This is a genomic window from Burkholderia sp. HI2714, assembly GCF_002223085.1.
Classification (GTDB): Bacteria; Pseudomonadota; Gammaproteobacteria; order Burkholderiales; family Burkholderiaceae; genus Burkholderia; species Burkholderia lata_D.
The window spans coordinates 1-21,639 of record NZ_NKFM01000046.1; the positions used below are offsets into that span (position 1 = coordinate 1).

Here is a 21,639-nt window from a genome sequence, read left to right on the forward strand (position 1 = left end):
CTCATACACCGCCTCCAACGTCAGTTCCTGTCGTCTGGCGATCTCTTTCGCTCGCACGCCGTCGCTGAACATCAGAATCGTCCGCGACCGGTCTCGTATTCGCCAATCACGACGGCTTCTCGCCATCGCTTCAAGCTTTGTACGTTCTTCCTGCGTCAGTTCCAGCGCTTTCAATGCCATCAGCTTCGTTGCTCGTCCCGTCCAGTTCGAACCATGATTGTAGAGACATTTCATGTCGAAGGCTTACGAGCCGAGCCGCGAGATCAGCCGGCCGCTGACGATCGACGTCACGAGCATCCCGCCCATCATCGGCAGCAGCTGCATCCCGGCCTGCGACGGCGTCGAGCCCTTCACGACCTGCAGGTAGAGCGGGATGAACGTGACCGAGCCGAACAGCGCGATCCCGACGACGAAGCCGATCAGGCTGACCAGCACGAAGGTGCGATGACGGAACAGCGCGAGCGGCATGATCGGCTCGGCCGCGAGCCGTTCCTCGTAAATGAAGCCGCCGATCGCGACGACGCCGAGCACGAGCGTCATCCACAGCTGCGGCGACGTCCACGGCAGCAGCGAGCCGCCTTCGCTGGTGAAAAGGATCACGCAGGTGAGGGCGGTGGCGAGGAACGCGGCGCCCATGTAGTCGATCCGGTGCTTCACGTGCGCGGTGTGCGGCCGGGACGCGACGCCGATCACCGCAAGCGCGAGAAAGCCGAGCGGCAGGTTGATCGTGAAGATCCAGCGCCACGACAGGTGCTCGACCAGGAAGCCGCCGAGCAGCGGGCCGATGATCGTCGCGAGGCCGTACACGCCGCCGAACATCCCCTGGTAGCGCGCGCGGCGATCGGGCGGCACCAGATCGCCGATCGCGGCCATCGTGACGACCATCAGGCCGCCGCCACCCAGCCCCTGCAGCGCCCGCAGCACGATCAGCTGCGTCATGTCCTGCGCGACGCCGCACAGCGCGGAGCCCGCCAGGAACAGCACGATCGCGGCCTGCAGCACGATCTTGCGGCCGTACAGGTCGCCGAGCTTGCCGTACAGCGGCAGCACGACGGTGGAGGAGAGCAGGTACGCAGTGACGACCCACGACAACTGGTCGAGCCCGCCGAGCTCGCCGACGATCGTCGGCAGCGCGGTCGACACGATCGTCTGGTCGAGTGCGGACAGCAGCATGACGAGCAGCAGCGCGGCGACGATCAGCCCGGTCGGCGCGTCGCGGCGGGCCGTTTCGGCGGCCGGCGGAGTGAGGAGGGTGTCGGTTGTCATCGAGTTATCTGCCATGGCAGGGAATTGCGTCGAATATAGCCATGGATAGTTGACGGGTCAATTTCTGCCCAGCCTCGATGTGTTGCAGCCGTAACAGGAGATTGCCGGCCCGGAAAATTGACCGGGATCAGGGGAAAGCGGGGACGGACTCAAGTTTTTTGCAGGCAAACCGTAATCCAGAGTGCTGCGGACCGATTGCCGCGGCACTTTTCACCGCTCACGTCCCGTCATGAACCTGAACGCCCTGTTTTCCCGTTTCTCGATCCGCACGCGGATCTTCTCCACGCTCGGCCTCGTCGCCGTGCTGCTCATCGTGTCGGGGCTGATCGGCCTCGCCGGCATGCAGAGCTCGAACCGCGCACTCGACGAGGCTTATACGCAGCAACTGGCTGCGAAGACCGCGCTGTCGGCGGCCAGCCTGAACCTGACGATCGTGCGCACGACGCTCGACCGCGCGATGCTGCATCCGGAAGCGCCGGAAGTGCCCGATCTCGTCAAGAAGGCCGAGAGCTATCTCGGGAAGGCCGACGCCGCCTGGCGCGGCTACGCGTCGATGCCGCACGACGGCGACGAAGGCCCGCTCGCGAGCCGCCTCGACGCCGCGCGCCAGGCGCTGATCGGGCAGGCGCTGAAGCCGATGATCGACGCGGTCCGCGACGGCCGTCGCGACGAGGCCGACCGGCTGCTGATGTCGGTTGCGCCGCCGCTGTCGGTCGCGCTCACGCAGGCGACCGATGCGCTCGACGCATACCAGGTCGCACGCGGCAAGGATGTCTACGACACCGCGCAGACCTATTACGGCTGGATGCGCGCCGGCGCGATCGCCGGTATCGCGTTCGGCCTGGCCGCGTGCCTCGGCTGCGCGATCGGCCTGCATTACGCGATCACCCAGCCGGTGAACCGGCTGCTGTCGCATTTCCGCCGCCTGTCGGACGGCGACCTGACGTCGGAAGTGCACTGGTCGTCGCGTGACGAGATGGCCGAGTTGGTCAAGGGCGTGACCGGCATGCAGCGCAGCCTCGCGGATACGGTCCGCCAGGTCAGCCAGGGTTCCGAAGCGATCTCGACGGCGACGCACCAGATCGCGGCCGGCAATACCGACCTGTCGCAGCGCACCGAGGAACAGGCGTCCGCGCTGCAGGAGACGGCCGCGAGCATGGAGCAGCTCACCGCGACCGTGAAGCAGAACGCGGACAATGCGATGCAAGCGCAGGCCTGCGCGGATACCGCGAGCGAGATCGCCACGCGCGGCGCGACGGTGGTTGGCGAAGTGATCGGCACGATGAACGAGATCGACCAGAGCTCGCAGAAGGTCGCCGACATCATTGGCACGATCGAGGGCATCGCGTTCCAGACCAACATCCTCGCGCTGAATGCGGCAGTCGAAGCCGCGCGCGCGGGCGAGCAGGGCCGCGGCTTCGCGGTGGTCGCGGGCGAGGTGCGCACGCTCGCGCAACGCTCGGCGTCGGCGGCGAAGGAAATCCGCACGCTGATCGGCGAATCGGTGGAACGCGTCGCGACCGGCTCGCGGCTCGTCGGCACGGCGGGCGCGACGATGCAGGACATCCAGCAGGCGATCGGCCGCGTGACGGGCATCATGACCGAGATCGCGGCCGCGTCGAACGAGCAGCGCGACGGGATCGAGCAGGTGAACCGCGCGGTGTCGCAGATGGATCAGGTGTCGCAGCAGAACGCGGCGCTCGTCGAGCAGGCCGCGGCGGCCGCCGCATCGCTGGAAGAGCAGGCCGACGGGCTGCGCCGCGCGGTCGGCGCGTTCCGCGTCGCCTGATCGGCCGAGGGCGGCGACGGGGCGGGCGCGTGCCCGCCTGCCGTCCGCCCGTTACATCAGACGGCCGCGAGTTGCGCGGCCGCGCGCGACGACGCGACGATCAGCAGCTTCATCGTCGCGCGCGTCGCGCCGACGAACAGCTTGCGCGCGGCACGCGCGTCGAGCGTGTCGAAGTCGACCTCGGTGAGGATCACGCACGGCGCCGACTGGCCCTTGAAGCGGTAGATCGAATCGAGCAGCACGTCGCCTTCGCGATACTCCGGGTTGCCGAACAGGTCGTACTTGCCGGTGAAGCTCTTGAGCCGGTGCGGGCCGAGCTGGTCGAGCGGCGCGAGCACCGAGCCCTCGCGGCCGCGATACGACAGCACCGCGATGTCCTGCTTGCGGAAGCCGAGCGACAGCGCATGCGTGATGGCCCGCTTGGTCGCGTCGATGCAGGCGTCGGCCAGTGCGTCTCCCGACGCGCCTTCTTCCCCGTACGACGACACCGACGGATCCGAACCGTCGAACGGGCTGCCCGAGCGCAGCTCGGCCGCCAGCGGCTCGACCCGGCCGACGATGTCGCGCACGAATTCGAGCAGGTCGCGCGGGCTGCGGTAGTTCGTGAGCGCCTTCAGCGTGACCCAGCCCGGCAGCGCGACGGGCTCGCGCATGTACAGGTTCTGCAGCGGATCTTCCAGCCACCACCATGCGCCATCCGGCGCCAGCAGGCGTTCCAGGGCGGCCGCCCACGGCGCATGGAAATCCTGCCCTTCGTCGACGACCAGCACGTCGAAGCGCCAGTGCTCGGGAATCGGCGTTTCGGCGAAGCGCGCCTCGAGCCGCTCGAATTCGCCGGGCACCTGGAAGTCGGGCGTGTAGCCGCCGTCGCGCGCGACCCAGTCGCATAGCTGGTGGTAGTTCGCGATTTTCGCGCCGGGCGGCGCGATGCGCGCGATGTAGTCGGCGAGTGGCCGGTTGAAACACACGTAGAGCACGCGCTTGCCGGCCGCGACCGCATCGCGCATCGCCTGCACGGCGAGCTGCGTCTTGCCCGAGCCGGCCGTGCCGGTGACGCGCAGCCGGAACGGCGCGAATTCGAGCTGGCGCGCCCACGCGGCGAGCCCGCCCGACAGCCGCGTGACGAGCGTGCCGGCCTGCCCGACGAGCGCGCTCGTGTCGGGCGTGAGCGCGAGCTCGTCCGCGAGGAAATGGTGGAGCTTCGGCGCGTTCGGAAAGTGTTCGTCGTCCTCGGGCAGGATCTGCAGGATCACCTGCGCGAGCTGCGCCTTGCGCGACGCATCGACGATGCGGTCGGCCGCGACGCCGGCGATCGACGCGTCGCGGATCGAGTAGTCGGGGCAGTACAGCAGCGCCTCGACGCCGTAGACACCCGCGCCGAGCGCGGCCGTCAGGCGCCGATGCAGCGTTTCCTGCGTGCGCGCGAGCTGGATCGGGACATTGCGTTCCTTCTGCAGATAGACCTTCACGAGCCCCTTCGGCGTTTCGCGCAGGAAGCCGGCCTTCTGCTCGATCAGCAGCACGCGGCCGGCCGGGCTCACGACGACGAACGCGGCCTCGCCGAATACCGAGAACGCCTGGTCGGCGCGGGTCCAGTGCACGCCGTGATACACGGTGTAGCTGTCGGGCAGCGCGTGTTCGAGCGCGGCGAGCGTTTCGCGCTCGCGTTCGGCCGCGCCGGTCGCGGCGAGGCTTTTCCAGTCGTCGGGGATGAGGCGGGCCATGGCGTCGGGCGGCGGATGCCGGCGTGGGCGTGAACGGGTGCGGCTATTGTACTGAGCTATGCACCTGTTCACGACCGCCGTACCGCGCGGACGCCGGCCGTCCGGAGGAAGAACGGCCCCGGGGACGTTACCCGCGGGCGAGCCGTTTCGCGAGATCGGCGCTGAGGATCGCCATGCGCGCGGGCTTTTCGTAGCAGACGACGTCGAACGCGCGGATCACTTCGCTGATGTCGGCTTCGCTCGCGCGGCCGGTGAGCAGGTCGCCGGTCAGCACGAAGATCGGTGCGCCCGGGTTGTCGGACGTGCGCACCGCCTTGATCGCGGTGGCGGCCGTGCTGTCGTCGAACAGCCATTCGGTGAGGACCGCGTCGAACGCCTGGCCCTGCAGCGCGTCGACGAACGGCGCGAGGCCGTCGAATGCGGCGGTCGCGAAACCCTGGCGTTCGAGATAGCGGCACAGCTCGGTCGCGCTGACGCGATCGGGGTCGATCACCGCGACGACGAGCTTGTCGCTCTCCGCGCGGCGCGGATAGATCTCGATCTTGTGTACGTCGTACGCGTTCTGGTACAGCACGCCGGTGTGGCGCAGCACGCGCCAGCGGCCGTTTTGTTCATACGCGACGAATTCGGGGCGCGCGCCGGCTTCGAGCGGCGCGCCGATCCAGGCGGTGCACGGAATCTCGGCGACGCCCGCGTAGAGGACGGCTTCCTGTGAATAGGCGCCGACCATGCCGGGGTCGAGCGTTTGCGCGCCGAACAGCTGCGCGGCGGGTTCGCCGTACGCTTCGGCGACTTTCTTGATCTGCGCGAGCGTCCAGGGGCTGCTGCCGCGCAGTTTGCGGTGGCCTTGCGAGAAACTCAGGTCGAGGATGCGGCACAGCTCGGTGGTCTGCTGGCGCTTGCCGATGCCGTTGCGGGTCATCAGCTCGCGCACGCGCTCGGCAACCGCGAGGGAATCCGTGGTGATTGCTTCAGTGGTCATGCTACGGGAACGGATCGTGACGTTCAGAACGACGCCTTGCGGCAGTCTCGACGGACAGTCTTCATGACGTCCAGGGGCGAGCCGACCGGCCACGCGCGGAAAAGATAACTTTACCGCAAAATGGTCGTTATTCAGCGTGGTGGAACGTGCGTTTGTGTGAAAGGTGTGTCACGACGTTACCGCCGCCGCCGCATTCGGATGCATTAACGCCTGACAGGAAACAATGACGACAACCTATCCGCTGCATGATGCCCTGACCCTCGCCGACACGCCATTCCCGCACGAAGCCGACGTCGTGATCGCCGGCGCCGGCATCATGGGCTGCGCAGCCGCGTATTACCTGGGCCTGCGCGGCCTGAAGGCCGTCGTGCTCGACAAGTCGCGCATCGCCGGACAGCAGTCGACCCATGCGTGGGGCTTCGTGCGGCAGCAGGGTCGCGAAGCGGCCGAGGTGCCGCTGATGATGGCCGGCATCAAGATCTGGGAAGCGTTAGAGGAAACCCTCGATTTCGATCTCGAATGGCGGCAGGGCGGCTGTCTTTATATTGCGGACAACGAAACGGACTGGGCGTCGTTCAACGCGTGGCTCGCCGTCGCGCGCGAGCACGGGCTCGACACGCGCACGCTGACGCGCGCGCAGATCGACGAGCGCGTCAGCGGCCTTTCGCCGCAGGCACGCACGCTCGGCGGACTGTACACCGCGACCGACGGGCAGGCCGAGCCGCGTCGCGTGGCCGCCGCGTTCGCCGCGCGTGCCGCCGAGGCGGGGGCGCGCTTCTTCGAAGGCTGCGGCGTGACCGCGATCGAGACGGCCGGCGGTGCAGTGGTCGGCGTCGTGACCGAGCGCGGCACGATCCGCACGCGGCGCGTGATCTGCGCGGCCGGTGCGACCAGCTTCCGGCTGCTCGATGGCGTCGGCATCCGGCTCCCGCAACAGGCCGTGCGCGGCACCTGCATGCGCACCAACGTGGTGCCGCCGGTGTCGGCGTCGACGGTGTGGGGCCACGGCCTCGGTATCCGGCAGCGCAAGAACGGAGCGATCAATCTCGCCGACGACACGCAGGTCGACGTCGACCTGACGCTCGGCCACCTGCGCGGATTGAGCCTGTTCTGGCCGGAGTTCTGGTCGCAGCGCGACAAATTCCGGCTGCACGTGAACGGGGCCGCGTGGCGCGATGCGCTGGCCCGCATCAACGGGGCGGCCGGGCCGATCGAGCCGCGCGATCCGCAGCCGCAGCCGAATCGCGCGCATGCGCCGCGCGCGCTCGCGAAGCTCAAGGCGATCTTTCCCGCGCTGAAGAACGCGCAGATCGTCGAGGCCTGGGCCGGCCTGATCGACGTGCTGCCCGACGGCATTCCGGTGATCGATGCGCCGGGCGCGCCGTCCGGGCTCGCGATTGCGACGGGGTTCTGCGGGCACGGTTTCGCGATGGGGCCGATCGTCGGGCGGCTGCTGGCCGAATGGATCGACACGGGTGCGCCGTCGCTCGACCTGTCGGCGTTTCGCGCGCAGCGCTTCGTCGACGGCACGATGATGCGGCCGCGCAGCATGCTGTAACCGACGCATCGATGCGATGACGTCGGCCGGCCGCGACCGACCCATCGTAGAATCGAGCCCGCATCCTTCAGGAGATTCCCCGTTGGCTTCGCCCTCCGCCCAGCGCCGCTCGTTGCGCTCACGCCTGCGTCGTGCCCGCAACCCGTGGCAGGCGCCGCGTGCGCGCACGCTGTTCACGCGTCCCGCGACGTCGCCGCGGCGCACGCTGCTGTTCCGGATCGGCGCGGTCGTGCTGCTGTGCACGCTCGCGTTCCTCGTGCTGTATCTCGATCGCGACGGGTTGCGCGATTCGACCAAGAGCACGCCGATGACCGTCGCCGATCTCGTGTACTTCACGATGGTCACGGTCGCGACGGTCGGCTACGGCGACATCGTGCCCGTCACTGCGCGGGCGCGCCTGATCGATGCGTTCTTCATCGTGCCGATCCGCATCGTCATCTGGTTCATTTTCCTGGGCACGGCGTATCAGTTCGTGATCCAGCGCGTCATCGAGGAATTCCGCATGAAACGCCTGCAGAAGCAATTGTCCGATCACATCGTCGTCTGCGGCTATGGCCTGTCCGGCTCGATCGCGGTGCGCGAACTGCTCGAGAGCGGCGTCGATCCGGCGACGCTCATCGTGATCGATTCGCAGCAGCAGGCGATCGAGGCCGCGACGTCGCTCGGCGTGGCGGGATTGCTCGGCGATCCCGCGCACGAGGATCTGCTGCAGCAGGCACAGGTGCGTGAAGCGAAGGCCGTGATCATTTCGGTGACGGACGATCCGACCGCGATCCTGCTCACGTTGTCGGTGCGCAGCATCGCGCCCGATACGAAGATCGTCGTGCGGATCCAGGAGAACCTGTACCAGCGGCAACTGCGGCAGGCGGGCGCCGACGTGATCGTGTCGTCGACGAAGATCGGCGCGCTGCTGCTCGCGGATGCCGTGCATAGCCGCTACATCGTGCCGTTCGTGAACGACATGCTGTCGACGCGCGGCCGCGCGACGCTGCTGGAGCGCGAGGCGATGCCGCAGGAGGTCGGCTGCATGACGAACGTCGTGCCGGGCGCGATCGTCGTCGGGCTCGATCGATGCGGGAAGATCTTTTCGTTCTATGAAGATCCGCCGTGCCGGATCGAGAAGGGGGACACGCTGGTCGTGATTCAGTCGGCGCGGATACCGGATCCGGATGTTTGAGCTTTCGGTGTCGAGTAAAGGGGCATGTTTCCAAACGCTTGAGGATGTCTTGTCGCGCGAGTGTCGATGTGCTCCTTGTCGTGTAGGCGCGATGCAGGCAATCAGCGTCGGCCAGGTGTAACGCGCCGTAGGCACTTGATCGGACAACACGCAAGGAAATCGCCGCCGTTCGCGCACGCGTGGCGTGCATCGGTTGGGTGGTTTCCATACGCCATGAGCGGTCGAGCGTTACGGCGCCATGTCCTGCGCAATCTCCGCGATCTGCCGGCGCAGCCATCCGTACGCCGGGTCGTCGTGCGTGCGCTCGTGCCAGATCATCGTCAACGCGAACGGTGCGACCTCGACCGGCAATTCGGCAAGCGTGACCGGCATCGACTGCGCGACGTGCTGCGCGAGACGGCGCGGCACGACCACCGTCATGTCGCTCTTCGCGACGACCATCGGCGCCACCAGAAAATGCGGCAGCCGCATCGCGATGCGCCGGTGCAACCCTTGCCGCGCGAGGGCCGCGTCGACCAGTTCGCCGCCGCGGCCGCCGATCGTCACCAGCACGTGCGACAGCGCAGCGAAACGCTTCGGCGTCAGCCGCGCGGACAGCGCCGGATGTCCGTTGCGCATGATGCAGACCAGGCTGTCGTCGTAAAGCTTTCGACGATAGACGCCGGCGGGCAGGGTGTCGTCGTCGAACGCGCCGAGCGCGATACCGGCCGTGCCGTCCACCACGAGTTCGACGTTGTTGCCGCGTGACGGCGGCACGTCGAGATCCATTCCAGGCGCGTGCCGTTCCAGCCGCGCATTCACGCCAGGTATCAGCGTCAGCGCCATGTGATCGAGGCTCGCGATCGAGAACTGCCCGCGTGCGGTGGCCGGATCGAATTCGGCCGGCGCGACGATGCTGGCCGCTTCCGTCAGCACGCGCGACACGCGCAAGGCGAGCGACGCCGCGCGCGGCGTGAACTCCAGCCCCTTGGGCGTACGCACGACGATGCGATCGCCGAGCAGCGTGCGCAGCCGGCCCAGCGCGCGGCTTGCCGCCGGCTGCGTCAGGCCGAGTCGCACGCCGGCGCGTGTGACGCTGCGTTCCTTGAGCAATGCGTCGAGCAGCTTGAGCAGGTTGAGGTCGACGGCACGCAAATCCACTTCGTGCATGCTGGACATGATCGGTATGCATTTGAGTTATGTGAAGCCAGCGTACATCATCGAAGCCATCGCTCCAACGGGTGGAGCGGCTGTCGGGAGACCACATGTTCGTCGTTACGGGTGTTACCGGGCGCACGGGAGCCGTCGCGGCCCAGGCGCTGATCGATGCGGGCGTCACGGTGCGGGTGGTCGTGCGCGATCGCGCGAAGGCGGCGCGCTGGGCTGCGCAGGGCGCGGAAGTGGCGGTTGCCGATCTGGCCGACGCTGCCGCGTTGACGCGCGCATTCGTCGGCGCGCACGGCGCGTATCTGGTCAAACCGCCCAACTATGCACTGGAGAACCTGTTCGAACACGCGGACGTGACGGCGCGCGCTGTCGCCGAAGCGGTGCGCGCGGCGGGCTTGCCGAAACTCGTGCTGCTGTCGTCGGTTGGTGCCGATCGACTGGACGGCACCGGCGTGATCGGAACCAACCGCACGGCCGAGCAACGGCTGGCTGAACTGGGTATGCCGGTCGTGTTCCTGCGCGCGGCGTATTTCATGGAAAACTGGGCGCGCGTCGTCGATCCGGCGCGTACACAAGGCATCCTGCCGAGCCTGCTGGTGCCGGTCGAGCGCGCCATTCCAATGGTCGCGACCGAGGATATCGGCCGCATCGCGGCGGACCTCCTGCGTGAAGACTGGGCGGGCATCCGGAAGATCGGCCTGGAAGGGCCGGTTGCATATTCGCCCGCCGACATCGCGGCAATCTTTGCGCGCGCGCTGAATCGACCGGTGCGGCCGGTGGCGCTCGAGCCAGCGGAGTGGGCTGCGGTACTCGCGATGAATCCGTTCTCGAGCGTGGCGATCAACGGATTCATCGAACTTAATCACGGGCTGAACAGCGGCCACATCGACTTCGGGAGCGACGATACGGTCGAGCTTCGGCAAGGGCGCGTGCCGTTCGAAGAGGTCGCCGAGGCGATTCTGCGGGCGTGATGCCGCACGTCCGCAGGCGGCGAGCCGCCGTGACATCGCGGCGTTCGTGAGCGGTGCCGCGGCACTGCCCGGATATGGGCGCCATCGCGCATGTCGAACGGCCGCAACGGACCGAACGGCAACATGTGCGATCCGGCTCCATCGCGGAGCCGGTCATTTCCCTGTCGCCCGCGACCTTCCCCGGTCAACGCACGGGTTCGGCCACGGCCAGCAGGCTGCGCAGGAACACCATGATCATGTGCCCGATCGGCACCTCGGACAGGATCGACTGCTGCAGCGACAGGCCCTGCGAGAGACCCATGAACGCAACGGCCAGGACGGCCGGCGGTTCGGGCGGCACCTTCTTCAGCCGTGCGAAAATCTGTTCGATGCAATAGGCGAGGCCATCGCGATGGGCGTCCAGCAACGCCTGCGACGCGACGGCAAAAGCGGGGTTGCGTCGCCCCTGAAGCTTGAACTCGACGCCCAGCACCGACCACTCGGGCTCGGCATCGACGGTCCGCGACCAGACCTCCAGCGCATTCAATATGTCCTCCCCGGACGCGGACGGATCGCTCAGCGCCCGGGCGATGTCGGCCACTTGCGTCTTTGAACGCTCCCGTATCAGCTCGATGAACAACGCCTCCTTGCTTGCGAAGTTCGAATAGAACGCGCCCTGCGTATAGCCGGCCTCGGCCGCGATATCCCTGAGCGACGTGGCGCCGAACCCGCGGTCGACGAACAGCCGCTTCGCCGCGGCGAGCAAATGGGCGCGGGTCTGCAAGCGGCTTTCTTCGCGGGTCAGCCGCGGGGGACGGGAGGCCATGTTCATGGTCGCAAGGATATCAGTTGATATTTGAGATAGATACCATTACGATCGCGTTTCAAATATCACTCGATATTTGAAACGCAGGGCGCGATTGTGTCGCCGAATGTCTGCAACGGGGATCCCCGGGAGGACGTTCGTGTCGACGCGGGGCGCGCACTGTGTGCCGGTGCGTGGCGGCGTGTCGTTGCTCTCGTGTCGCGTGCTTCGATACGCCGACGCGAGCCGCTTGCCGATCGAGTGAATGTGGCCGTCACGGGGCGTCGTGAAACAGTCAGTTAGTCATGCGAATCATGTCGGTTCGCATGCAGATACGGATTCGGGGCAGGAAGCAGAAGATGAGCGCGAGCAAGACCTATGCGCAGCTCGTAGTCGAGCTGGCCGAACTGGACGAGGAAATCGAGCGCGCACGCGCGCGCGAACGCGTCGATGCGATCGCGGAGGTTCACTCGCTGATGGATACCTACGCGATCAAGCATCGCGACCTGGTCGGCCGCAACGGCAGCCGGGGTTCGTACATCGTGAAAGCGCTGCCGGCGCGCTATCGCGATCCGGCGAGCGGGAAGGAGTGGAGCGGGCGCGGCAATGCGCCGCTGTGGATCAGGGGCAAGGATCGTCGTCAGTTCGTCATCGTCAAGCCGCCGTCCACCGGCAAGAAAACCCGAACCCGTTGACGGACGGCGCCGGGCTACGGCGCCAGCGGCTTCGCCGGTGCCTGACCCGGCGGCGTCAGCATCACCAGCAGCGTCGCGCCTTCAGGCGATGGCGCCACGTACGCATGCCGCCGATGTGACGAGAAGAGCGCTTTCACCGGCGCGCAGCCGCCTCGGCTCGCCGTGCGCAAAGTGCAGTTCCAGTTCGCCCGACGGCACATGGCAGAACTCGTCGCCCTCGTGACCGGCGAGCCCGTCGGCTTCATCCACCGTGCGCACGTCGACCTGCATGCGCAGCGTGATCATCCGGCCGAACTGTCTTATCCCCGGCCGACGAACGGCATGGCCGTCGCCATGATCGTCATGTTCAGGATGTTCGTGTCCAGCGGCAGGTTCGCCATCTGGGCGATCGCGTTCGCGACATGCGTGACGTCCATGCGCGCTTCGGGCGCGAGGCTGCCGTCGGCCTGCGGGACGCCTTGCGTCATCCGTTCCGTGAGCGACGTCGCTGCGTTGCCGATGTCGATCTGGCCGCACGCGATGTTGTAGCGGCGGCCGTCGAGCGCCAGCGACTTGGTGATCCCGGTCACCGCATGCTTGGTGGCCGTGTACGCGATCGTGTCGGGGCGCGGCGCATGCGCCGAGATCGAGCCGTTGTTGATGATCCGGCCGCCCTGCGGCGTTTGCGCTTTCATCAGGCGCCACGCGGCCCGCGCACACAGGAAGACACCGGTCAGGTTCGTCGCGACGACGCTGTTCCACACGTCGAATTCGTATTCGTCGAGGGAAACCGGAGGCGCGTTGCGGCCGGCATTGTTGAACAGCACGTCGAGCCGGCCGAACTGCTGCGCGATCCGGGCGAACGCGTGGTCGACCGATGCTTCGTCGGTGACGTCCGCAGGAAACACGTGCGCGTCGCCGCCGGCGGTGCGGATCGCGTCCTGCGTGTCGCGCAACGATGCCTCGGTACGTCCGAGCAGCGCGACGGTGAAACCGGCCTGGGCGAGCGCGACGGCCGCCGCGCGACCGATGCCGGAGCCGGCGCCGGTGACGGCCGCGAATTTCGTGGAGACAGACATGGCTTGATTTCCTGCGGGTTGAAAGAGGGGCGAGGTGGCCGACGACCGGGATCATCGCCACTTCGGCAATGTAGTCGAAATGCGCGGTGCATGGATTCAATCGATAGCGTTAAGCACGCTCGATTGCGCGATCACGTCGACTACCTCTTCCGGCCAGGCATGGCCTTCCGCGCTCGCGTGCCTGACTCCGCAAACAGATCGACCACCACGCCGCGCAGCCACTTGTTCCCTTCGTCCTGATTGACCCGCGTATGCCAGAGCATGTGAATCGACGCGCCCGGCACTGTGACGGGCAATGCGCGCCAGCCCAGCGAAAACGGTGCGGCGAGCTGCTGCGCGAGATGCTCGGGCACCGTCGCGATCAGGTCGGTGCGCTGCAGGATATAGCCGACGCTCATGAAATGCGGCACCGTGAGCCGCACCTGGCGCGCCACGCGGCGGCGCTTCAGCCATTCGTCCACCTGCCCGTGACCGGTGCCGGCCGACACCACGACCAGATGCTCGGCATTGCGCCACACGTCGACCGTCAGCGGCGCGTCCTCGAGCGGATGCCCGCGCCGGAACAGGCACACATAGCGCTGATCGAACAGCCGGCGCTGATAGAAGCCGCCCTTGAGCTGCGGCAGCAGGCCGATCGCGAGATCGACGCGGCCATCGGCCATTTCGTCGCCGAGGTTGACGCTCGTGTCGCGCACGGTATTGAGCGCGATGCCCGGCGCCGCTTGCGACAGGTGTTCGAGCAGCGCGGGCAGGAACACGACTTCGCCGATGTCGGTCATGCCGATCGTCAGCGTGCGCGCGGCGCGCTGCGGATCGAAACCGGTCTCGGGGTTGAGCGCGGCGTGCAGCGTCGCGAGCGCGTGCGATACGGGTTCCGCGAGGCGCAGCGCGAACGGCGTCGGCACCACGCCACCGGGCCCGCGCACGAACAGCGGATCGCCGAGCCGGCGGCGCAGCTTCGCGAGTGCATTGCTCACGCCCGGCTGGCTCATGTTCATCTGCTCGGCGACGCTCGACACGCGCCGTTCCTGCATCAGCCGCTGGAAAAGCAGCAGCAGGTTGAGGTCGATATCGCTCAGTTCCATGGGTCGGGCCTCGCCGGGTTCATTGCATTCAGTGATGAAGCAGATTCCGGTCATTTTATTGCGGGATGAAAGTCGGCTCCCGAGAATGCCGATACGGCCCGTGCAATCGACATGACCGCAGCGCACGCCGCAGACCCCACATCGGAACATCGGAGACACCTTCATCATGCAGACGAACCTGAAGATTGCGATCGTCGGCGCCGGGATCGGCGGCCTGACGCTCGCGCTTGCGCTGCGCGAGCACGGCATCGACGCGCAGCTCTATGAACAGACGGAGGTGCTGCGCGAAGTCGGCGCGGCCGTCGCGCTGTCGGCCAATGCGACGCGCTTCTACGAACGCATGGGATTGCGGGCGGCCTTCGACGCGGTGTGCGCGGACATCCCGGGGCTCGTCTATCGCGACGGCCGCAGCGGCGCGGTGATCGGCCATCATCGCGGCGCCCCCGACTATCGCCGGCAGTTCGGCGGCGCGTACTGGGGCGTGCATCGCGCGGATCTTCAGGCGCTGCTGTCCAGGGCGGTCGGCCTCGACTCTATCCATCTGGGCCATCGGCTGACCGATCTCGCGCAGCATCCCGATCGCGTCACGCTGTCGTTCGACAACGGTGTGCGCGTCGACGCCGATCTCGTGATCGGCGCGGACGGCGCGCGCTCGATCACGCGGCGCTGGATGCTCGGCTACGACGATGCGCTGTATTCGGGGTGTTCGGGTTTTCGCGGCGTGGTGCCGGCCGCGCGGCTGAGCCTGCTGCCCGATCCCGAAACGCTGCAGTACTGGATCGGGCCGCACGGGCACCTGCTGCACTATCCGATCGGCGACGAAGGCGACCAGAATTTCCTGCTGGTCGAGCGCCATCCGTCACCGTGGCCGTCGCGCGACTGGGTGATGCCGTCGGAAGAGGGCGAGCAACTGCGCGTGTTCCGGGACTGGCATCCGGCGGTGGTGCAGATGATCACCGCCGTGCCGATCAGCCAGCGCTGGGGGCTGTTCCACCGGCCGCCGCTCGGCCGCTGGAGCCGCGGGCGCGTGACGCTAATCGGCGACGCCGCGCATGCGATGGTGCCGCACCACGGGCAAGGCGCGAATCAGTCGATCGAGGATGCGGTGGTACTGGCCGCGCAACTGGCGCAGGCCGGGCCGGGCAACTGGCGCGAAGCGCAGGAAGCGTACGAGCGGCTGCGTCGCGGCCGCACGCGCAAGGTGCAGTACGCATCGATCTCCGTGGCCGATGTGCTGCACCTGCCCGACGGGCCGGCCGCGCGGGCGCGCAATGCGCGTCTGGCCGAGCGCGACAGCGTGCTGCATCACCTGGACTGGATTCACGATTTCGACGCGCTGGCCGGGGAGCCGAGCGAACGGCAGGGCGGCACGTGGCTTTGACCTCGCAGTCTCGCGCACGCTGTCAGGCGCGACAGACGCCTCGAGGTGGTGTGCGCAGGATATGAGACTGATTGACCGCCCGCGGCTTGGCGATCAACGGCCAGCATGACGAAAACGGGTGGGGCCGTGCCCGCCCGCCGTCACTTCACGCATTCGAGCGCGTACTTCAACCCCTGCCCGAGCAGCCCGCGCCATACGTCCCACGTATGCCCGCCGTCGACGATGCGCAGCTCGGCCGGGTTTTGCGCGCGGCGCAGGTGCGTGAACAGCACGCTCGATTCGGCCTGGATGGTCAGGTCGTCGTCGCCGGCCGCGATGAACATCGGGATTCGCCAGCTGCGCGCGAAATAGCCGCGCATCAGCGCCGGGTAGTTGAGCTCGTGCCATACGCGCGGGTCGAACTGCCGGTCGCCGAACACACCGACGTAGCGCGCGGCGGAATTGAGCGGCGGCTCGTTCGCGTAGATCGCGGGGCTCAGCAGCATCGCGCCGCAGAACAGCCCGGGTTCGAGCAGCGAGAAGCGCAGCGCGCCGAAGCCGCCCATCGACACGCCGCCGATCGCGCGGCCCGCGCGCTGGTTCGACACCGCGAAGTGCGCTTCCACCTCGGGCAGCAGGTCGTTGAGGAACGCGCTCTGCATCTTCTCCTTGCGGTCGACGTACCAGTCGGTGCCGCCCTGCGGCATCACGATCACGACCGGCGGGATCTCGCGGCGCTCGATCAGCGTGTCGGCGGTGGCCTGCAGCCGGCCCTGCGTGACCCAGTCGTTCGCGTTGCCGGCATTGCCGTGCAGCAGGTACATCACCGGGTAGCGCGCGCCTTCCGGGTTGTAGCCGGGCGGCAGGTAGACCGTGTACGACCAGTCGCGCTTCAGCGACGCCGACCGGAACGTGCGCAGCACGATGCTGCTGCCCGGATTGAGCGCGGGCTCCTGGGCGGCCGACGGGGTCGTCGCGGTCTGGACGGCCGGCGGCGGCGGCGCGGGCGCTGCCACCGGCGCGGGCGGCGTGGCGCGGGCGGTGGCGATGGAGCCGGCGATCAGGGCGAGGGCGAACGGAAGGGCGAGTCGGCGCATGGCGAATCGTTTCAGGAGAGGCGCCGGCTATCGTAGCAGCGGCGCGTGACGGCGCGGCGCGTCATCGCCGCGAACGGAACGGCAGCCGCGCGACGAGCGGCCCGTAGAGTTTGGCGACGAGATACAGCAGGCCCATCGCAACGACGTCGGCAATCAGGCCGAGCTTCACGTCGAGATAGCCTTCGGTCGCCTGGTAGAGCACCGAATCGACCGCGAGCGAGATGGCGGTGCCCGCGACGAAGCACAGCAGCCCCTGCCGGCCGATCGTGCCGATCCACGGCATCGCGTGCGCGACCTTCTTCATCCAGCCGAGGTGGACCAGCTTGGCCGCGAGCCATGCGATCGCGAGGAAGTTCGCGAGCCGCAGCGCGCCGAGGTTCTGCTTGATCGACGGATCGGTCGGGAACGGCTCGATGCGCAGCCGGTAGTACGCGCCGGCCGCGACGATCGCGAGCGCCGCGGCCGTCAGCAGCCAGCCCTGCGGCTTCGGCGCGAGCGTCTGGTAGACGGGCTGGCAGCGCGCGATCACGCCGAGCACGAACAGGAACTGCCATGCGAACGGATTGAAGTCCCACGGCGCGCCTTCGACGGTCGGCAAAAAGCGCGCGACGTGCGGCGCGGCGACCCACAGCGACCCGCTGAACGCGAGCAGCAGCCACGGCTGCGTGCGGGCGAGCGGCAGCGCGAGCGGCACGAGTAGCGCGAAGAACGCGTACATCGGCAGCACCGACGCGAGGTACGGCTGGCGGCGGAACAGCAGGATGTCGCGCAGCGCGGCGAGCGGCTTGTGAAGCAGGCCGTCGAGATCGTTGGTCGGCATGTTCGGGCCGTCGATCGCGAATGCGTTCAGCGCGGCCGTGATCAGCAGCATCAGGCCGGCCGTCACGAGGAACGCGCGGTAGATCTCGAACGCGCGCCGGATGAAGCGCTGGCGCGCGGCGGCTTCGTCGTGACGTTCGGCGAGCGAGTTGTACGCGATCGCGGTGGCAAAGCCGCCGAGGAACACGAAGACCTCGGCCGCGTCGCACAGCGCGTAAGCGTGCAGCGTCACGCGCGACAGGATGCTGCCGCCGATGTGGTCGACGACGATGACGAGCAGCACGAGGCCGCGGAAGAAATCGAGCTCGGCGTAGCGGCCGGCCCGGGCCGGTGCGGTCATCGGACCGCCTCCCGGCGCGGGCCGCGGGCGCGGCCGGCACGCGCCGCGCATGAATCGGGGGGAAGCATGACTTCGTGAAGAAATGACGAACGGATGCGCATTGTGCCACCGATGCGGTGCACATCGGGTTTACGCGAATGGTCGGCCGTCGTGCCGCTGCCGTTAAGCCGGGTCAGGCAGTCTGCGCAACGGGGCAGTTGGACGAGCGCAACGGTTTGCGCAGGGTTCATCGGCCCCGATGGACGGACGGTTTGCGACGTGACACCATTTTGACCTCACGCGGCCGCACACCGCGTCGTCCGCCCTGCGGGCCACACATACAACAGACCAAACATTCGCCGAGCGCTTGACCCTGCCCGGCCCCCGGCTCCGGAGATCCGTCATGAAGAAGCACGTCATTTTTACCGCCGCGCTAGCCGCTTTCGCCGCGCCGGTCTTCGCCCAGAACAGCGTGACGCTGTACGGTGTGATCGACGAAGGCTTCAATTACACGAACAACGTGAACGTCAATGGGGTCGGAAAAACGAACTACCAGTTGGCGAGCGGTTATGCGCAGGGCAGCCGCTGGGGCCTGAAGGGCAGCGAGGATCTCGGCGGCGGGCTGAAGGCGATCTTCACGCTGGAAAACGGTTTTGACGTGAACAACGGCCGGCTCGGCCAGGGCGGCCGCATGTTCGGCCGCCAGGCGTTCGTCGGGCTGAGCGCGCCGCGCTTCGGCACGCTGACCTTCGGCCGTCAGTACGACTCGGTCGTCGACTATCTCGCGCCGCTCACCGCCAACGGCAACTGGGGCGGCACGCTGTTCTCGCACCCGTTCGACAACGACAACACGGACAACTCGTTCCGCGTCAACAACACGGTCAAGTATGCGAGCGCCGACTGGAACGGCCTGACGTTCGGCGGCACGTACAGCTTCAGCAACAGCACCGGCTTCTCGAACAACCGTCAGTACAGCCTCGGCGCGCAGTACTCGCTGGCCGGGCTCCAGGTTGCGGCTGCCTACCTGCAGGCGAACAACCCGGGCGTCGGCAGCGCGGGCGCGATCTCGGCCGACGATGCGAACTTCGTCGCCGACCGCCTGCGGATCTTCGGCGGCGGCGTCAACTACACGTTCGGCCCGGCCACGGTCGGCTTCGTCTACACGAAGACGGACGTGAAGAACCCGGTGTCGACCGTCTACCTGCCGGCGTCGACGTTCGCCGGCCTCGGGCTGACCGCGACGAAGTTCCAGAACTTCGAGGTCAACGGCAAGTACCAGCTCACGCCCGATTTCTATCTCGGCGCGCAGTACGTGTACACGGACGGCAAGTATGATGCCGCGGCCGGGACGTTCAAGCCGAAATACCACACGGTCGGCCTGATGGCCGACTACAGCCTGTCGAAGCGCACCGACGTGTACCTGCAGGGCGCATGGCAGAAGGTGGGCGGCGACAAGACCGGCACGGCGGCCGACGGCGGCTACGTGGTCGGCACGGACGGCCCGTCGGCGTCGTCGAACCAGTTCGCGGTGCGCGCCGCGATCCGCCACAAGTTCTGATCGGGCGGGCGGTGCCGAGGCCGAGCGCCTCGGCGCCGGCTGCCGTCAGTCTGCCCGCGGGTTGCCCCCGAGCGTTTCCGCAAGCCAGTCGACGAAGATCCGCACGCGCGGCGCGAGATGCCGGCCGGTCGGAAACACCACCGACACGGGCAGCGGCTCGGCATTCCATTCCGGCAGCACCTCGACCAGCGAGCCGTCGGCGAGCAGCGGCCCGAGCCCTTCGCGCGGCGCCTGGATCAGCCCGAGGCCCGCAAGACAGCACGCGAGATACGCCTGCGAGCTGTTGACCGACACGACGCTGCGCATCTTGACCGCGTGCAGCTGGCCCGAATCCATATCCGCATATTCCCAGTCCAGCTCGCGGCCCGTGCGGCTCGAGAAATAGCCGACCGCGACGTGGTCCGGCAGTTCGTCCGGCGAGCGCGGCGTGCCGTGCCGCTCGAGATACGCGGGCGCCGCGCAATTGATCTGCGCCAGTTCGCCGATGCGCCGCGCGACGAGCGACGTATCGGACATCGCGCCGACCCGCACCGCGCAGTCGATGCCATCGGCAACGAGATCGACGAAGCGGTCGGTCGTGCCGATCACGACGCGCAGGTCGGGGTAGCGCGCGTGGAAACCCGGCAGCGCCGGAATGACCTGGTTCAGCGCGAAGCGCTCGGGCAGGTCGACGCGGATCGCGCCGCGCGGCGTCGTGCCGGCGTCCTCGAACAGCGTCTCCGCATCGTCCAGATCGGCCAGCAGCCGCATGCAGCGCTCGTAATAGGTCGCGCCTTCGGCCGTCAGCGCGACGCGCCGCGTCGTGCGCTGCAGCAGGCGGACCTTCAGGTGCTTTTCCAGATACTGGACGGCGTTGCTGACCGTCGGGCGCGGCAGTTGCAACTGCTCGGCCGCTTTCGTGAAGCTGCCGAGATGGGCGACGCGCGCGAAGATGCGCATTGCTTGCAGATGATCCATGCGGGGCGGGTGCGTGGGTGGAGAGGAGCAGGCTCCATTGTTAATCAGCGTCGAATGGTTTGGTTGAGTGTTTCGCGTTTGTCGCGCGCCGCGATGCGCCCAGAATCCGGCCTGTTCATTCATCACTCGAGGAAACGGATATGGAAACGCGTGAACTGGGCCGTACCGGCCCGCGGGTGTCGGCACTCGCGCTCGGCTGCATGGGGATGTCGGACTTCTACGGCCCGGCCGACCGCGACGAAAGCATCGCGACGCTGCACGCGGCGCTCGACCACGGCATCACGATGCTCGACACCGGCGATTTCTACGGGATGGGCGACAACGAGATGCTGATCCGTGATGCGCTGCGCGGCCGGGCACGCGACCAGGTGCTGATCAGCGTGAAATTCGGCGCGCTGCGCGATCCGGCCGGCGGGTTTGCCGGCTACGACGCGCGGCCGGTGGCGATCCGCAACTTCGTCGCGTACTCGCTGAAACGGCTCGGCACCGACTACATCGACATCTACCGGCCGGCGCGCGTCGATCCGGCGGTGCCGATCGAGGAGACGATCGGCGCGATCGCCGATCTCGTGAAGACCGGGTACGTGCGCCATATCGGGCTGTCGGAAGCCGGCGTGGACACGATCCGCCGCGCGGCCGCCGTTGCGCCGATCGCCGACCTGCAGATCGAGTATTCGCTGCTGTCGCGCGGTATCGAGACCGGGATCCTGCCCGCGTGCCGTGAACTCGGGATCGGCGTGACGGCCTACGGCGTGCTGTCGCGCGGGCTGCTGGGCGGGCGCTGGAGCACGGCGCGGGAAGGCGAGCGCGATTTCCGCGCGGCGAGCCCGCGCTTCCAGGGCGAGAACCTCGCGCACAACCTCGCGCTCGTCGACGCGCTGCGTGCCATCGCCGACGAGAAGGGCAGCAATCCGGCGCAGGTCGCGATCGCGTGGGTGCTGTCGCGCGGCGGCGATATCGTGCCGCTGATCGGCGCGCGCAAGCGCACGCAGCTTCAGGACGCGCTGCAGGCGATTGATATGCAACTAACGGTCAATGACATCGCTCGCATCGAAGCGGCGGTTCCCGCCGGGGCGGCTGTCGGTGAGCGTTATCCGGCCGCACAGATGGCGCACCTCGACAGCGAGCAGGGGCGGGGGGCATCTCACGGGGACTGATCGGCGCGGATCGGCGCCTGTTTAGGAGCGGTCCGCTGTATTCGGCCCGGATTCGGATGCCGGGGCCGAAGCCGTTCGGGTTCGACAACACCGAGGGTGATGCATGGTCCGGCCCTGCCGCGCGACAGCACACGGGC

Annotated in this window: 19 protein-coding genes and 1 pseudogene; 8 read left to right on the top strand and 12 right to left on the bottom strand. The window is 67.8% G+C overall.

Annotated elements, in window-relative coordinates; all coding sequences use genetic code 11:
* On the bottom strand, positions 1-234 hold a 234-nt coding region (locus CFB82_RS23690; RefSeq protein ID WP_218829056.1), incomplete at its 3' end, for a hypothetical protein.
* Positions 235-246: 12 nt separating this feature from the next.
* Positions 247-1,266, bottom strand: a pseudogene (locus CFB82_RS23695) (MFS transporter); the annotation flags it as partial.
* Positions 1,267-1,495: 229 nt separating this feature from the next.
* Here CFB82_RS23695 and CFB82_RS23700 point away from each other — a divergent pair.
* Positions 1,496-3,055, top strand: a complete 1,560-nt coding sequence (locus tag CFB82_RS23700) for a methyl-accepting chemotaxis protein (RefSeq protein ID WP_089485516.1) — start codon at positions 1,496-1,498, stop codon at positions 3,053-3,055.
* A gap of 56 nt (positions 3,056-3,111) precedes the next feature.
* On the opposite strand, the gene CFB82_RS23705 is transcribed toward CFB82_RS23700, so the two are convergent.
* A complete protein-coding gene (locus tag CFB82_RS23705; RefSeq protein WP_089485517.1) occupies positions 3,112-4,779 on the bottom strand; it encodes an ATP-binding domain-containing protein in 1,668 nt (555 codons plus the stop codon).
* 127 nt (positions 4,780-4,906) lie between these two features.
* On the bottom strand, positions 4,907-5,761 hold the full coding sequence (locus CFB82_RS23710) for a helix-turn-helix domain-containing protein (protein ID WP_006485970.1): 855 nt from the start codon (positions 5,759-5,761) through the stop codon (positions 4,907-4,909).
* Between the two features lie 223 nt (positions 5,762-5,984).
* Between CFB82_RS23710 and CFB82_RS23715 the strand changes: the two genes are divergently transcribed.
* Both CFB82_RS23715 and CFB82_RS23720 read left to right on the top strand, forming a co-directional pair.
* Positions 5,985-7,319 carry an NAD(P)/FAD-dependent oxidoreductase gene (locus CFB82_RS23715; RefSeq protein ID WP_089485518.1) on the top strand — a complete coding sequence of 445 codons (1,335 nt, stop codon included), beginning with the start codon at positions 5,985-5,987 and terminating at the stop codon, positions 7,317-7,319.
* A gap of 82 nt (positions 7,320-7,401) precedes the next feature.
* Positions 7,402-8,496 carry a potassium channel family protein gene (locus CFB82_RS23720; RefSeq protein ID WP_069251854.1) on the top strand — a complete coding sequence of 365 codons (1,095 nt, stop codon included), beginning with the start codon at positions 7,402-7,404 and terminating at the stop codon, positions 8,494-8,496.
* Positions 8,497-8,724: 228 nt separating this feature from the next.
* On the opposite strand, the gene CFB82_RS23725 is transcribed toward CFB82_RS23720, so the two are convergent.
* The gene (locus CFB82_RS23725) at positions 8,725-9,654 is read right to left on the bottom strand and encodes a LysR family transcriptional regulator (RefSeq protein WP_256990453.1); all 930 of its coding nucleotides are present in this window, start codon (positions 9,652-9,654) and stop codon (positions 8,725-8,727) included.
* 86 nt (positions 9,655-9,740) lie between these two features.
* Between CFB82_RS23725 and CFB82_RS23730 the strand changes: the two genes are divergently transcribed.
* Positions 9,741-10,613 carry an NmrA family NAD(P)-binding protein gene (locus CFB82_RS23730; protein ID WP_089485520.1) on the top strand — a complete coding sequence of 291 codons (873 nt, stop codon included), beginning with the start codon at positions 9,741-9,743 and terminating at the stop codon, positions 10,611-10,613.
* A 184-nt stretch (positions 10,614-10,797) separates the two neighbouring features.
* On the opposite strand, the gene CFB82_RS23735 is transcribed toward CFB82_RS23730, so the two are convergent.
* Positions 10,798-11,424, bottom strand: a complete 627-nt coding sequence (locus CFB82_RS23735) for a TetR/AcrR family transcriptional regulator (RefSeq protein WP_089485521.1) — start codon at positions 11,422-11,424, stop codon at positions 10,798-10,800.
* Positions 11,425-11,756: 332 nt separating this feature from the next.
* Between CFB82_RS23735 and CFB82_RS23740 the strand changes: the two genes are divergently transcribed.
* Positions 11,757-12,092, top strand: a complete 336-nt coding sequence (locus CFB82_RS23740; RefSeq protein WP_240159214.1) for an H-NS histone family protein — start codon at positions 11,757-11,759, stop codon at positions 12,090-12,092.
* A gap of 81 nt (positions 12,093-12,173) precedes the next feature.
* Here the strand turns inward: CFB82_RS23740 and CFB82_RS23745 are convergent, their stop codons facing one another.
* From CFB82_RS23745 to CFB82_RS23755, 3 genes are all read right to left on the bottom strand, one after another.
* Positions 12,174-12,377: a cupin domain-containing protein gene (locus CFB82_RS23745; RefSeq protein WP_089485522.1), complete on the bottom strand. Its 204-nt coding sequence runs from the start codon at positions 12,375-12,377 to the stop codon at positions 12,174-12,176.
* 14 nt (positions 12,378-12,391) lie between these two features.
* Positions 12,392-13,150, bottom strand: a complete 759-nt coding sequence (locus tag CFB82_RS23750; RefSeq protein ID WP_089485523.1) for an SDR family oxidoreductase — start codon at positions 13,148-13,150, stop codon at positions 12,392-12,394.
* A gap of 140 nt (positions 13,151-13,290) precedes the next feature.
* Positions 13,291-14,235, bottom strand: a complete 945-nt coding sequence (locus tag CFB82_RS23755; protein WP_089485524.1) for a LysR family transcriptional regulator — start codon at positions 14,233-14,235, stop codon at positions 13,291-13,293.
* A gap of 166 nt (positions 14,236-14,401) precedes the next feature.
* Between CFB82_RS23755 and CFB82_RS23760 the strand changes: the two genes are divergently transcribed.
* Positions 14,402-15,616: an FAD-dependent monooxygenase gene (locus CFB82_RS23760; RefSeq protein ID WP_089485525.1), complete on the top strand. Its 1,215-nt coding sequence runs from the start codon at positions 14,402-14,404 to the stop codon at positions 15,614-15,616.
* Positions 15,617-15,756: 140 nt separating this feature from the next.
* Here CFB82_RS23760 and CFB82_RS23765 read toward each other — a convergent pair whose 3' ends face one another.
* Positions 15,757-16,692 carry an alpha/beta hydrolase gene (locus CFB82_RS23765; RefSeq protein ID WP_089447907.1) on the bottom strand — a complete coding sequence of 312 codons (936 nt, stop codon included), beginning with the start codon at positions 16,690-16,692 and terminating at the stop codon, positions 15,757-15,759.
* A 61-nt stretch (positions 16,693-16,753) separates the two neighbouring features.
* Positions 16,754-17,851 carry an OpgC domain-containing protein gene (locus CFB82_RS23770; protein WP_089448440.1) on the bottom strand — a complete coding sequence of 366 codons (1,098 nt, stop codon included), beginning with the start codon at positions 17,849-17,851 and terminating at the stop codon, positions 16,754-16,756.
* Positions 17,852-18,233: 382 nt separating this feature from the next.
* Here CFB82_RS23770 and CFB82_RS23775 point away from each other — a divergent pair, with 382 nt between their 5' ends.
* A complete protein-coding gene (locus tag CFB82_RS23775; protein ID WP_069251848.1) occupies positions 18,234-19,388 on the top strand; it encodes a porin in 1,155 nt (384 codons plus the stop codon).
* A gap of 45 nt (positions 19,389-19,433) precedes the next feature.
* Here CFB82_RS23775 and CFB82_RS23780 read toward each other — a convergent pair whose 3' ends face one another.
* Complete coding sequence (locus CFB82_RS23780; RefSeq protein ID WP_069251847.1) at positions 19,434-20,345, bottom strand: LysR family transcriptional regulator; 912 nt, start codon at positions 20,343-20,345, stop codon at positions 19,434-19,436.
* Between the two features lie 140 nt (positions 20,346-20,485).
* Between CFB82_RS23780 and CFB82_RS23785 the strand changes: the two genes are divergently transcribed.
* On the top strand, positions 20,486-21,502 hold the full coding sequence (locus CFB82_RS23785; protein WP_089485526.1) for an aldo/keto reductase: 1,017 nt from the start codon (positions 20,486-20,488) through the stop codon (positions 21,500-21,502).
* Positions 21,503-21,639 lie beyond the last annotated feature (137 nt).